General features: G+C 45.7%; 12 protein-coding genes and 2 tRNA genes. 8 read left to right on the top strand and 6 right to left on the bottom strand.

Annotated elements, in window-relative coordinates; all coding sequences use genetic code 11:
• Positions 1-132: 132 nt before the first annotated feature.
• Together N4J56_RS17220 and N4J56_RS17215 are read left to right on the top strand one after the other, a co-directional pair.
• Positions 133-224, top strand: a tRNA-Ser gene (locus N4J56_RS17220).
• Between the two features lie 272 nt (positions 225-496).
• Positions 497-1831 carry an ABC transporter substrate-binding protein gene (locus N4J56_RS17215; RefSeq protein WP_410500521.1) on the top strand — a complete coding sequence of 445 codons (1335 nt, stop codon included), beginning with the start codon at positions 497-499 and terminating at the stop codon, positions 1829-1831.
• A gap of 143 nt (positions 1832-1974) precedes the next feature.
• Here N4J56_RS17215 and N4J56_RS17210 read toward each other — a convergent pair whose 3' ends face one another.
• Positions 1975-2667 (bottom strand): hypothetical protein, encoded by a 693-nt coding sequence (locus N4J56_RS17210; RefSeq protein ID WP_317107541.1) that lies wholly within the window; start codon positions 2665-2667, stop codon positions 1975-1977.
• A gap of 280 nt (positions 2668-2947) precedes the next feature.
• Positions 2948-3901, bottom strand: a complete 954-nt coding sequence (locus N4J56_RS17205; protein WP_317107540.1) for a serine hydrolase — start codon at positions 3899-3901, stop codon at positions 2948-2950.
• 73 nt (positions 3902-3974) lie between these two features.
• Between N4J56_RS17205 and N4J56_RS17200 the strand changes: the two genes are divergently transcribed.
• The 3 genes from N4J56_RS17200 (at position 3975) to N4J56_RS17190 (ending at position 7115) form a co-directional block, all read left to right on the top strand.
• On the top strand, positions 3975-4682 hold the full coding sequence (locus N4J56_RS17200) for an NlpC/P60 family protein (RefSeq protein WP_317107539.1): 708 nt from the start codon (positions 3975-3977) through the stop codon (positions 4680-4682).
• 126 nt (positions 4683-4808) lie between these two features.
• Complete coding sequence (locus N4J56_RS17195) at positions 4809-5813, top strand: glycosyltransferase family 2 protein (protein WP_317107538.1); 1005 nt, start codon at positions 4809-4811, stop codon at positions 5811-5813.
• Between the two features lie 75 nt (positions 5814-5888).
• Complete coding sequence (locus tag N4J56_RS17190) at positions 5889-7115, top strand: MFS transporter (protein WP_317107537.1); 1227 nt, start codon at positions 5889-5891, stop codon at positions 7113-7115.
• Between the two features lie 36 nt (positions 7116-7151).
• Here the strand turns inward: N4J56_RS17190 and N4J56_RS17185 are convergent.
• A tRNA-Arg gene (locus N4J56_RS17185) sits at positions 7152-7225 on the bottom strand.
• A gap of 36 nt (positions 7226-7261) precedes the next feature.
• On the opposite strand from N4J56_RS17185, the gene moaC reads away from it, so the two are divergent.
• Positions 7262-7768, top strand: coding sequence for a cyclic pyranopterin monophosphate synthase MoaC (gene moaC / locus N4J56_RS17180; RefSeq protein ID WP_317107536.1), 507 nt, complete (start codon positions 7262-7264; stop codon positions 7766-7768).
• A gap of 41 nt (positions 7769-7809) precedes the next feature.
• Here moaC and N4J56_RS17175 read toward each other — a convergent pair whose 3' ends face one another.
• Both N4J56_RS17175 and N4J56_RS17170 read right to left on the bottom strand, forming a co-directional pair.
• Positions 7810-8457 carry an OmpA family protein gene (locus N4J56_RS17175; protein ID WP_317107535.1) on the bottom strand — a complete coding sequence of 216 codons (648 nt, stop codon included), beginning with the start codon at positions 8455-8457 and terminating at the stop codon, positions 7810-7812.
• A gap of 31 nt (positions 8458-8488) precedes the next feature.
• The gene (locus tag N4J56_RS17170; RefSeq protein ID WP_317107534.1) at positions 8489-9217 is read right to left on the bottom strand and encodes a hypothetical protein; all 729 of its coding nucleotides are present in this window, start codon (positions 9215-9217) and stop codon (positions 8489-8491) included.
• Positions 9218-9437: 220 nt separating this feature from the next.
• Between N4J56_RS17170 and N4J56_RS17165 the strand changes: the two genes are divergently transcribed.
• Entirely contained in the window at positions 9438-9737 is a 300-nt protein-coding gene (locus tag N4J56_RS17165) for a DUF1778 domain-containing protein (protein WP_039717198.1), read from the top strand.
• Positions 9712-10224 carry a GNAT family N-acetyltransferase gene (locus N4J56_RS17160; protein ID WP_317107533.1) on the top strand — a complete coding sequence of 171 codons (513 nt, stop codon included), beginning with the start codon at positions 9712-9714 and terminating at the stop codon, positions 10222-10224. The genes N4J56_RS17165 and N4J56_RS17160 overlap by 26 nt, the downstream gene beginning before the upstream one ends.
• A gap of 99 nt (positions 10225-10323) precedes the next feature.
• Here N4J56_RS17160 and N4J56_RS17155 read toward each other — a convergent pair whose 3' ends face one another.
• A complete protein-coding gene (locus N4J56_RS17155; protein ID WP_317107532.1) occupies positions 10324-13404 on the bottom strand; it encodes a UPF0182 family protein in 3081 nt (1026 codons plus the stop codon).
• Between the last annotated feature and the right edge of the window lie 31 nt (positions 13405-13435).

Below are 13435 nucleotides of genomic sequence, written 5' to 3'. Positions count from 1 at the left end.
TGAGGGGTGAGGGGACAAGGAGGAAAGTCTAGCCACTAGTCACTAGTCACTGATAACTGACAACTGACAACTGACAACCGATCTTTTGCTTCTTGGCGCAAAGCTTGTTATAATCATGAAGCCATGTCACCAGGAGAGGTGGCTGAGTGGTCGAAAGCGGCAGATTGCTAATCTGTTGATGGACTCGTAAGACCCATCCGAGGGTTCGAATCCCTCCCTCTCCGTTTTAAAAATTTACCAGATTTCTGCTGTGGGTGAATTACACCTCATAAACTCATAGCTGAAAAAAAGTCGCAGCGATCGCCAATCGCCTCGTTCCTCTATCATTTGGTAGAAATTATTGCGATCGGGAACTTTATTGCGGAAGAAAATATCTCCGCCATTGAGTAGGTGTAATTAGATCCAGTTTTCTACCCAGTTATGCAAGAATAATCTGCATTAATTTTCAATCGCATCAACGATAAACAACTCTATGAAAACGACCGATCCGGCTTTGGTGAAACGCTTATCAGGTACTCTTGGCTTAGTTACTGCTACTCTCTCGCTCGGTTTTTTGGCTGCCGCTTGTCAACAAACCACAACAACAAGCAACACGCCCCAAACAACAACTGCCGATTCTGCTCCAGCAACAGCTGGGGTCGCAACAAATGTTGCAGCTAATACTCAAGCACTGAAGCTTGGTTCTCTTCTCCCTGCTACAGGCGATCTAGGTCCCATCGGACAACAAATGTCGGGTGCTGTTCCCTTAGTTATAGAGACAGTCAATGCTTGCGGTGGTGTGAATGGCGCACCTGTAACCCTAGTGGCAGAAGATGATGAAACCGATCCGCGTAAGGGTGCGGCAGCCATGACGAAACTAGCAAACGTCGATCGCGTAGCGGGTGTCGTTGGTTCTTTTGCTAGTAGCGTTTCTAGCGCTGCTGTGCCAATTGCCGTGCGTAATAAGGTGATGCTGATCTCGCCTGGTAGTACTAGCCCTGTCTTTACAGATAGAGCTAAAAAAGGTGAATTTAAAGGCTTTTGGGCGCGAACAGCTCCCCCCGATACTTACCAAGCGGAAGCTTTAGCTCAATTAGCGAAAAAACGAGGTTTTAATAAAGTCTCGACTGTAGTAATTAATAACGACTACGGTCTAGGTTTTGAAAAAGCTTTTGTCCAAACTTTTAAAAAACTGGGTGGAACTGTCGTTAACGAAAGTAGACCGACTCGCTACGATCCTAAAGCAACAACATTTGAAACTGAAGCCGCAGCGGCTTTTGCTGGCAAACCGCAGGCAGTCATTGCCGTAATGTATGAAGAAACAGGCAGCATCTTACTAAAATCTGCATACGAGCAAGGATTAATGCAGGGAGTACAGGTGATGCTTACCGATGGGGTGAAGTCCGCTACCTTCCCTGGAAAAGTCGGCAAGAAAGATGACGGGAAATATATCGTCACTGGAGCAATTGGGACTGTGCCTGGTGCAGATGGCAAAGCACTGACAGCGTTAACCCAACTGTGGAAACAAAAGAAAAATCAGGCAGTTGGGGAATACGTCCCTCAAGCTTGGGATGCCACAGCACTCCTCGTCCTCGCCGCGCAAGCAGCCAAGGCAAACTCTGGAGAAGCGATCGCGGGTAAACTACGGGAAGTAGCCAATGCCCCAGGTACGGCAGTCACCGATGTTTGCAAAGGTTTAGAGTTACTACGCAAAGGTCAAGATATCAATTATCAAGGCGCTAGCGGTAACGTCGATGTCGATGCTAACGGTGATGTCGTCGGAGTCTATGACGTTTGGACGGTCAAAGACGACGGTACTCTAGGTACGATTGATAAAGTTAGTCCGAAATAATTCAGATGTAGAGACGTTACATGTATAACAGAGAGCGGATAGATGAGGACATTTCAATTGTCTACAAGCAATAGTAGCCAAGTCTTTTTCCTCTGCTCCCTGCTCTCTGCTCCCTGCTCCCTGCCATAACGTCTCTACTATTTTTAGAAGCCAGGGAAGTTATAGCCGACTCCTAGTAATAAACCAATGGAAGTTTCCTCAAAAAAGGCAACATTTACCCCAGCCGTAGCAGTGAATTGATTAGTCAGGGGAAAATCTACCCCACCAGTAAGCAAGAAGTCGGTTTGACTGTCATCGCCAGAGGCGATCGCAACTCCCCCACCTATGTAAGGTGATATGGGTAGCGCAGCATCTATGACATCGACTCCTGGCAAAGAAATATCGTAAGTTAGGGGAATCAGAAAAACCGTATCTCCCCCAAAGATAGCAGACGGACGCACTGAGAAGTTACCGGGCAGCCCAATTTTGCTAATCACGGCAAAGTTAGAGTCGCCTAAATCCGTGTCCCCATCCAAACCTATATTAGCGGCAATGCCAACATAGCTAGAACCATCAATAACTGCGCGTCCCACATCAGCACTATCGACTTGTGCGATCTGGGAATTATCGATTTTTGTCGTTTCTAACTCTGAAAGTGCAGCAGATTGAGTCGTAAGAGTCGTAGCTGAAGTCACAGACATTCCTGGCATCGGGACGACACGATCTGGAGGTTGTGCAGGTTGGTTTAACTGTAGGCGATCGCGATCGTACGTCTGAGCTTGAGCAGATAAACCCCAACCGAGTACGGTCAAGGACGCAACACCGAACACCAACGGCAAATGACGAGAAAAAAGCATATTTGCGTTCACTCCTAGAAGATTTTATGCCGAAAACTTGCATAATTCACCTTATCTATTAGTTATTAGCTCTAGCTTTTTATGATTTGTCAATATTTATTTGTCATTTGTCATTTGTCATTTGTTGACGGTTGACAGTGACTAGTGGCTGGTGGCTGGTGACTAGAATTGCTCCCTCAGCTCCCTCAGCTCCCTCAGCTCTCTTCCCCCGACTCCCGTACGGGCGGGTTTAATTGCAGAACTGTTTGTTTTTCACAAGGATCTTCAAAAAAAACCGCCCCTACAACTCCCGGCTGCCCAAAGTAGCGACTGCGGCAGCGATCTGCTGCGAGATAAAGGGTAAGATATGACGATTTTTGCTGTGGGCGCGACCTTCGGTAAATACGACTAATAAGTATGGTCGCAAATTAGGAATTTCTATATAAGCAGCATCGTGACGGACTTGACTCGTCCAGCCAGCTTTTGCCCACAGTTGCGCCTCTGGGGGTAATCCGCCACCTAAAAAACCCGTAATTTGGTCTTCGTCATTATCTGTTGCTAAATCGCCAGGGTTGAGACTGCGCTTGAGTAATCCCATCATTGCTTGCGATCGCCCGCTAGACACCGCTACCCCACCTACAATACTATGTAACAATCTTGCCGTAGCATTGGTTGTCAGCATATTGCGATTGTCCATCAATTCTCCTACAAACGCTCGTTCGCGCCCGTAGGGACCATCGCACCAAGTTTTTTGATTGACGTTAATTGTTGCCATCTCCTCCCAACCAAGAGACTGGTAGTAGCGATTAACGATATTGCGTTGAGTTTTCCAAGTTTCAAAAGGCGCGGCTGGGAGTTCGGGACCGCTACTCGTACCGCTGAGAACGTCAACTATTAAACTAGTTGCATCATTGCTAGAATCAGCGATCGCATCGCGCATGGCGCGTTCGATCTCCGGCGAAGACCCAACCATGCCTTTTTCTAGCCATTCTTGCATCGCCACCAAATAAAATAGTTTGACGATACTAGCAGGATAGATTCGTTCTACACCGCGATAGCTATACCCCCGCACTGGAAAATTCCAAAAGGCTTGGGGACTCAAAGCGCCACCTGTATTGACGGGAACTGGAGGATCGTAGACAATCCACGTCAGAGCAATTTGGTTACGTGCCAAAGCCGGAAATTCTGCCCAGGTTGTTTCTAAAACGCGATCGCCCAGAGTTTCTAGTTGTTCGTCTTTGCGGAAAAATATCATAGCGAGGTAATGGGTAAGTCGTAAGTCGTAAGTCGTAAGTAAAAACTAGCTACTCACAAATGACCAATGACCAATGACAAATTTCAAATTACAAATTGGCATCGAATATCAGTGCCTCAGTCCTCTAAATATATATGATTCTCCTCAGTGCGATCGCTTGGCAACTCAAGCAGCAGATGGAAGACATTTACAAGTTACGACTATACCTGACAACCCGTCAGCAATTGAGGTGTGCTTGTGTGAAGATGATTATCCAGGTTGGCTGCTCGGATCTGACATACAAAAATTAGCTACAGCCAAGTCTCCTTATCAAGCGATCGCTCTTTCTCGTGCAGAAATCGATCGTCGCTTGCCAAAAGTTATTGACTATGCATGTCAAGCTATGCAGCAACCCAATTACTATTTATGGGGTGGAATGTTAGGACCAAACTATGACTGTTCGGGCTTGATCCAAGCAGCTTTTGTTTCAGTGGGTGTTTGGTTGCCCAGAGATGCTTATCAACAGGAAGCCTTTGTCGAAACAATTTCTGAAGCGGAAATTTTACCTGGAGATTTGGTCTTTTTTGGGACGGATAAGAAAGCTACCCATGTAGGGCTATATTTAGGTGCTGGATCTTATATACATAGTTCTGGGCAAAAAATGGGGCGCAACGGTATTGCGATCAATCGCTTAACAGCAGAGGAAGACGAGATCGGTCGGTCGTATTTTCAACAGCTGCGTTCCTACGGCAGAGTCGTTAAATGTTACGAGGGAATTCGGAATTCAAAAGTCAAAAGTTAGAAGTCAAAAGTCAAAAATGAGGAGATAGGAGACAGGAGACAAGTCACAATTCACTTACTATACCCCACACCCCACACCCCACACCCCACACCCCACACCCCACACCCCACACCCCACTCACTACCAATGATCGTTTCCGATAGCTTAACTCAGTCCAATGGGGCGATCGCCTCAACTAAACTAGATGTTTCCGTGGTCGTACCAGTTTACAACGAGGTGGAGAGCATACCTCATTTGCTGGAGGCGATCGCTTCTACCATGAAAGCAAGTGGTTTGACATACGATATTATTTGCGTCGATGATGGCTCCAAAGACGGTTCGGCGGATTTCCTCAAGCAACAAGCAACAGAACGTACTGATTTAAAAGCTGTCTTGTTACGACGCAACTACGGACAAACAGCAGCAATGGCGGCTGGGTTTAAATATGCTACAGGGAAAGCGATCGTCACTCTGGATGCAGATTTACAAAACGATCCGGCGGATATTCCTGCTTTACTTGCCAAACTAGATGCGGGCTATGATTTGGTAAGCGGTTGGCGCAAACAACGACAAGATGCAGCTTTAACTCGCTTGCTTCCTTCTAAAATTGCGAATAAACTCATTGGCATAACAACAGGTGTCAAGTTACACGACTACGGCTGTTCCCTCAAAGCTTATCGGTCGGAACTCGTAGCCGATATGAATCTCTACGGAGAATTGCACCGCTTTCTACCCGCTTTAGCATTTATTGAAGGGGCGAGAATTGGCGAAATGCCCGTGAGACATCACGCACGGCGTTTTGGTCGTAGCAAGTACGGGTTGTGGCGGACGTTTCGCGTATTGATGGATCTGCTGACAATCTCCTTCATGAAAAAGTTTCTCACCCGTCCCATGCACGTATTTGGTCTTTTTGGGCTGCTGTCTCTAGTCTTAGGTACGGCAATCGGGCTATATTTGACTTTCTTAAAATTGGGTTTGGGTCAAAGTATTGGCAATCGTCCCTTATTGATTTTGTCTGTCTTGCTATTCATCACTGGGGTACAGTTGTTTTGCTTTGGACTACTGGCAGAACTTTTGATGCGGACGTATCATGAATCCCAAGGTCGCCCAATCTATCGCGTGCGAGAGGTCGTAGGTCATAATGTTAAGTAAAGTAAAAATATCCGGTGTAGAGACGTTACATGTAAGGTCTCTACACCGGATACTCCCTACTCCCTTTCTTGAACCTTGAACGTTTTTCTTAAATTCGATCGCAGTTTGCGGCGAAATTTGCTGATTTTATTCTGTGCTGGGCTGAGTTTCTGGTCTAGTCTGACAGCATTATTGCCCGTTCTGCCCCTTTATATCGAGGATGTGGGGGCGAACAAGCAACAAATTGGTATGGTGATGGGCTGTTTTGCCATCGGACTGTTATTATTTCGTCCTTGGTTGGGACAGCTTGCCGATCGCCGCAGTCGTAAGCTGGTATTGTATATCGGCACGACTGTAGTGGCGATCGCTCCTTTAGGATATGCAGTCATTGAATCTATTCCTCTACTAATGATACTGCGAGCGTTTCATGCTATCAGTATTGCCGCTTTTACCACGGGCTACAGCGCCCTAGTCGCCGATATTGCACCCCCCCAACATCGCGGTGAAGTTATCGGCTATATGAGTTTAGTGACCGCGATTGGAATGGCAGTGGGACCCGCCATCGGCGGTTTTTTACAAGCTGGGGCTGGCTATGCACCCCTCTTTCTCCTCTCGGCAGGGTTGGGATTTTTGGGCATCTTGTTTACTTCCCAAGTCTACAATCCACCGATCGCGAAAGTGACAACCGAAAGCCCTTCAGCAGATCGGTTTTGGGGTTTATTATTCAGTCCGCGACTGCGTATCCCCGCGATTGTTTTATTACTGGTCGGATTAGCTTTCGGAACTTTAAGTACCTTCGCACCCTTATTTATTAAATCGACTCAAGTAGATTTAAACGCAGGCTTATTTTACACCGCAGCCGCGATCGCCAGTTTTGTTGTGCGCTTGACTACGGGACGAGCTTCCGACCGTTACGGCAGGGGTTTATTTATTTCTATCAGCTTGATCCTCTACTCGGTATCGATGCTGCTACTATGGCAAGCTACCAATGCCAGTATGTTTTTATGGGCAGCAATCATCGAAGGGGCTGGGGCAGGAATGCTATTGCCTACCATTGCCGCACTACTTGTAGACCGCGCCCAGCCAGACGAACGGGGTAGAATCTTTGGCGTGTGTATGGTGGGGTTCGATGTGGGAATTGCGATCGCGGGTCCCTTCTTAGGTCTAATTGCCGAACAAGTCGGTTATCGGGCGATGTTTGGTGCGGCTGGCGGGCTAACTTTCCTCGCTTTACTCATCTTTCTGACCCATTCGAGCAAAAGTTTTCCTGCCTCTTTACGTTTTGCCTTGGGCAGGGGTCAGGACGCATACGCATTAAAATAGGGGCAGGCTTGTAAACCTGCCCCCACACATGAAAAACGGGCGAGGAGGGATTCGAACCCCCGACACCGTGGTCCGTAGCCACGTGCTCTAGTCCACTGAGCTACACACCCTTGCCAGAAACTTATAGTAACACACACTTTGACTAAATGACACAAGAAAATTTTTCTACTGCTAATTTGACTCATCTCGATTGGCAAGGGCAAGCTCAGATGGTAGATGTTTCCGCCAAACAGCCAACAGTTCGAGAAGCGATCGCCTCTGGTAGAGTGAGGATGCAAGCAGAGACTTTGGCAGCAATTCAAGCTGGCAACGCCCCCAAAGGTGATGTCTTGGGAACGGCAAGACTAGCCGGAATTATGGCAGCCAAGCAAACATCAAATCTCATTCCCCTGTGCCATCCCTTACCCCTACAAAAAGTCGAAGTCCAAATTACCCCCGATCCCGAACTTCCTGGCTATCAAATTATTGCCACAGTCAGAACCAAAGCCGAAACTGGTGTAGAAATGGAAGCACTCACCGCCGTCTCTGTCGCTGCTTTAACACTTTACGACATGGCAAAAGCCCTAGAAAAATCGATGCAGATAGAAGCGATACGTTTGGTGAGTAAGACAGGTGGTAAATCGGGAGATTATACGGTAATGGGTAATGGATAGTTGATAGCTGCGTGGTGCGTGGTGCGTGGTGCGTGAAATACTTACGACTTACGACTTATAATCACCTCTACCCGCCGATTTTTTTGCCTCCCCTCTGGGTTATCAGCACCATTGGACTTTGTATTTGGGGCGATGGGCTGTTTTTCACCCCAACCCTTAGCTGTCATCCGGCTATTATTAATATTAAAGTTTTGCGCTAAATAGTTTTTGACAGCTTCTGCCCGCTTCTGAGAAATCACCTGATTGTAAGCATCGCTACCTTTACTATCTGTATACCCGTTGACGGTAACGGGTGCTTTGGCATAGTTTTTCAGCAGTAGGCTCAGTTTTTGTAGCGTTGGTTTAGCACTAGGACGAATATTCGATTTATCGAAATCAAATAAAACATTTTCTGGTAAATTAATCCGAATACCTGTGCTAGTTTCTTGGGCTTTTAAGTCTGTCAAAGCTTTTTGGACTGCTGTTTGCGTTGCTTGAGTAGATTGGACGACCTCTAGCTGCGTCACAGAAGCACCCGATTGACGGGGAGATTCTAATTGAGTCACCGCGATCGCCTGTGGTTCTTCTAAAGTTGTAATTGCAGTAGTTGAAGGCTGCTGAGTCTTTGTTGCATCAGAATGACTTACCTGCTGAGTGTCACAAGCAACCGTTAGCATCAGTAACAAGCAAGCGATCGACTTCACATTCACAATTCCGCATTCCGAATTCCGAATTGCTCTCTCATTTTCCTTCACCCTGAAGCGGGATATTAAAGGTCATCTTCGGGTTATTACTAAAATTTTCATTGCCACCAAATCTATTGTTGGTAGTTAAGGTCAAAGTAGTTGCATCAGGAGCAATTCGACCGTTGAAGACAAATTTTCCTTTAAGGGTCGTGTTGGGGTCAATTCTAATATCTTCGTTGTTTGGTGGTTCTGCCAGATTATACTGATTCCCCAAATTATCTGCGATTACCATATCGCGACTGTTATTGAGTCGAATGGCATTACGATGACCGTTTGTCACGCTGAGATCGACGGTGATGTGGTCGTCAGAAAAGGTAATTCCCGTAAGTCGCGCTGTCGTGCCATTTGCATGATTGACTTGGAGGCTAAGAGTTTGTGGCGCGGGTAACGAAGGATCGATCGCATCTGTAGCAGCAGGAGGACTCGCGGCTATCGTACTCGTCTCAGCTTGAGTTGGAGGAGGCGCAGCGTTTGGTTGAGGTTCGTTATTTGATGGTATTAGGTTTGTCGCCGATTGAGTCGATCGCTGTTGGGTAAATACGTACAATCCACCACCGACTAAAACCACCAACAGCAGGGTAGAAACTACACCCAACAAAAACACGAGTATTCCATTGTTGCTGCGTCCGACAGTTGATTCCGCACGCGGGCGATCGCTCACTTGCCCGCTCGTACGATTCGTAACTTCTGACTCCAGGCGATCGTTGCTTTTGAAGTTAGACATACATTAAATACTGCATTTTAATGTTTAATTTTTAATTAAACTCCGATGCTAACAAGCATCTTTTTATACACCCACCTCAAGATAAATATCAAAAAGGTTCTTTCAAGTCAACTTCCTCTTTATGTAAATTAAACTAGGTAAATAAAACTAAAAAGCAAAAGTCGGTGTCATTTTGTCACCATTTCAGTTATAGTAACACTATAAAAAGCCAAAATGTATCATGCCTAAACGCCCTCAAAATGATGAACGAGTCACGGCAAGGGTTTCTGCTTCAGTCAAAGAAACCTTGCAAAAAGCTGCTGACTTGTCTGGTGCTACCTTGAACCAATTTCTCATCCAAGCAGCCCTCAAAGAAGCCCAAAAAGTTCTAGAAGCAGAACGGATAATTAGCATTACACAACAAGATGCAGACAAGATTTTTCATTCACTAGAAAACCCGCCTGCTGCCAATCAAAAACTGCTCTCAGCAATTGCTCGACACCAAGATTTTTTTAGTGAAAGTCATTCAACTACTCGATAAATCTCACGAACGCGAACAGTTTGACTGTGGCAACGAAGCCCTTAACCAATTTCTGAAACAGACAGCACGGCAACATATACAGAAAGGCATTTCTCGTACTTTCGTTCTCATTGATTGCGCTTGTCCTAGAGAAATTATTGGTTTTTTTACCTTGACTTTGTGCGAAGTACGCTTACAAGCACTGCCCCAAAAATGGGCGAAGAAATATCCTTCTCTAATTCCAGGGGTAAAATTAGCTCGCTTAGCAGTCGGCAAAAATTGGCAACGACAAGGAATTGGAGGAATTTTAATAGTTGAAGCGATGCAGCGGGCGCTGGTTGTAGCAGAAAATGCGGGTGGAATAGGGCTGTTTGTGGATGCTAAAGATGAAACAGCTAAAGCCTATTACTTACGCTATGGTTTTGAGAGTCTTGACTCTCCTTTACAAATGTTTCTTCCTTTGCAAACCATCGAGTCATTCCTCAAACAAGCAATTGAACCGAACTAGAGGTTTATCGCAAAGAGTGAACTTGTTAAGAGATCAAAGTTACCTATAATCTCTTACCCACAAGGTTTTTCCTTCTGCCATCTACCTTTTGCGATATTTTCAGTTATTTTCTTCCACTGGACGAATAATTGGCGTTGCAGGTGTTTCCTTTTGTTGAAAAATAGCTTGTAATGCTTGTTCTAAAGTCTCTGCCATCACAATTCTATTTTCGTAAGCCACAATGACCCGTACTAAAGTTGGCAAGCTATTTTGCGCTGCTTCTAAGTAAAGTGGTTCGACATATAACAGCGATTGTTCTATGGGAATTATCAATAAATTTCCTTGAATTGTTCTAGAACCCTGTCGATTCCATAACGAAATTTGTTGAGAAATGACTGGATCTTGATTAATTCTTGCTTCGATTTGTTCGGGACCATAAACCAGTCGCTGTTTGGGAAACTCGTACAACAATAATCTGCCGTAGTTCTCGCCGTCCGATCGCGCTGCCAACCAAGCAATTAAATTCGTCCTTTGACTGGGAATGTAAGGCAATAAAAGGATAAATTCCTCAAAAGGTACGGTAGGTAAACTGGTGATTAAATAATAAGGCTCGACTAATTTTGCTTCATTGCCGTAGACTTCAGTAGGAATTTGCCACTGGTCTTCTCGGTTATAAAATACTTGCGGATCGGTCATGTGATAAGTTGTCAACCGTTCTGCTTGGATGCTAAACAAATCTAGGGGATAGCGGATGTGCGATCGCAAACTTGTTGGCAAATCGCTTAAAGGCTGGAACAATCCAGGAAAAACTTTTTGCCAAGTCCTAATTATGGGGTCGTTAGGATCGGCAATATAAAAATTAACCGCACCGTGATAAGCATCGATAACAACTTTAACTGAATTGCGGATGTAATTTATTCCCTCATTACCAGGCTCGGCATAGGGATAGCGATCGCTCGTCGTATATGCGTCTACAATCCAGTAAAGATAGCTTTGTCCGTCTCCTGTATCCGCAGCTACCAAATAAGGGTCGCGATCGTAGCGGATAAAAGGAGCGATCGTCCGAATTCTGCGATTAATATTACGCCGAAATAGTAACTTCGTCTGGGGTGTAAAATCCTGTGTCAACAACATTTGCCAGTCGTTTAAATACTTAGCAAATAGCAACCGTCGCCAAAAAGAACCAATATTAATCCCACCTCGACCGTCATAAACGTTATAAACATTATCATTGCCACTGGGGTAGTCTAATTCTTTTGTCTGCGTACCCGTCATGACGTAGGTATCTGTAATTTCCCCAAAATAAATTCGCGGTTGTCCGATGGGAACACTGTCGCGGATTGCTTCGCTAGAGACAGCCAGAGTACTGCCATCAGTCGTTGTGTCGCTGATATCTTTGACAAAATACTCCGGTAGTCCTCCAGGAGCCGCAGTATTTACGGGACTGAGGGTAAAACCATAGCCATGCGTGTAAATTAAGTGTTGGTTGACCCACGTTTGCGCTTCTTGAGGTACGGCGCTATAGTCTAACTCTCTTGCAGCAATCAAAGTTTGCCTTGTTTCCGTGTTAACCGCATCTGCACCAGGTTGCTGTTGTTCGGTTGTATATGGTGGTGAGGCACTGGGTCGGCGCGGAACTGTATCTTGTAGTAAGGTATAGCGATCGATATCGGCATCGGGAAACCGATAATACAGTCGGATTTGTTGCAATTGGCGATTTGTTTCTAATAGGGGACGTTGATCCCACAGGCGAATATTGCGAATGGTGAGGTCGTTGGCTTGAATGTCTTGATAGGTAAGATTATTTTGTGGGTCAAAGGTGCGGTTATCGATGCCTAAGTTAAATGCTTGACGAGTTAATGCAATGCTTCGCTGAATGTAGGGTCGTTCTCGCTCTAATTCATTCGGGAGTACGACAAAACGCTGCACGGCTGAGGGTAATAGCGTACCAGTTCCTATAGCAATCAGTAAATACGCGCTAACGCTCCCAATTAAAAACTTGCGTCTGAATTGTTTGGGATAACCAAAAACTGCGCCCCAGAACAGAAAAGTAGCGATCGCCACTGCCAATAAACTTAAGAAAGTATTGGCTGGTAGCTGTACCGTTACATCCGTATAACCTGCGCCGAAGGACACGCCACGGCGAGAATAAAGTAATTCGTAGCGGTTTAACCAATAACTGAGAGCAACCGCTAGCATGAAACAGCCGCCTAATCCCTCTAGATGTCGCTGCTGCGATCGCGTAAACCTGGTAAATCGCCCTTGACTTAAATTATCTCCTGCTAGGAGGTAAGTCAGAGCGACAGCAGTTAAACTATACAAAAACATTCCCACCAGCCAAAATTCTAATAACTCTCCTAGTGGGAGGGTGAAGATATAAAAGCTAATATCGCGATTAAAGACGGGTTCGGTACTATTAAAAGTGGTGGGATTGAGATATTTCAGTATTCTTGCCCAATTTCCAGACAGAACTAGACCAAAAATGACACTAAATAAAATAGCGATCGCCCACAGAAAAAAGCGTGTATAGAATAATAGCGCGATCGCTAATCCTGCCAACACACCCAGCGCCCAAACTTGGGAGAACAATCGTTCGCCCAGAGAGAAAACTGACGCTGGTCTAAATAACTTGGGAATTAGCGGTGATATATTCGGTAAGTTCAAGTCAGGTTGCCAATACTGCCTAGCAATTTGACCGTAATGCCACAACAACAGCCCCACCAACAGACTTAATAGCAGGACTAGGGGGAGAAATAGGTGTGGTGGTAGTTGGTAGTTGGTAGTTGGTAGTTGGTAATTGGTAGTTGGTAGTTGGTAGTTGGTAGTTGGTAGTTGGTAGTTGCTCCCTTGTCTCCCTTCGCCCCCTAATCCCCACTCCCTACCCTTCGGGAACGGCTTCGCCGAACGGTCGTGGGGTCCCCCTTGTCCCTCCCTGCTCCCTACTCCCTGCTCCCTGCTCCCTATCAAGCGTTCAGCCACCACTAAATTACCCAACAAATACAAAGCCGTGATGCCAAAGCCGATCGCCCATAATAAACCTTGGGTTAATAGTCGTAGTCTTAATACTGGCAAGTGACCGACTTCTTGAAACCAAAAAATCTCTGCCCCCAGACGGGTGACAAGATCGAAAATTAGCCACAAGCCAAAAACAATTGCGATAAGTTGAAAACAGCGCTGCAAAAATATAGGTTTTCTTAACACTTTCTTACTGTCAATCTCTGAAAAGATTTTA

Source organism: Chroococcidiopsis sp. SAG 2025, from assembly GCF_032860985.1.
Taxonomy (GTDB): Bacteria; Cyanobacteriota; Cyanobacteriia; order Cyanobacteriales; family Chroococcidiopsidaceae; genus Chroococcidiopsis.
This window is presented reverse-complemented; position numbering and strand designations above follow the sequence as displayed.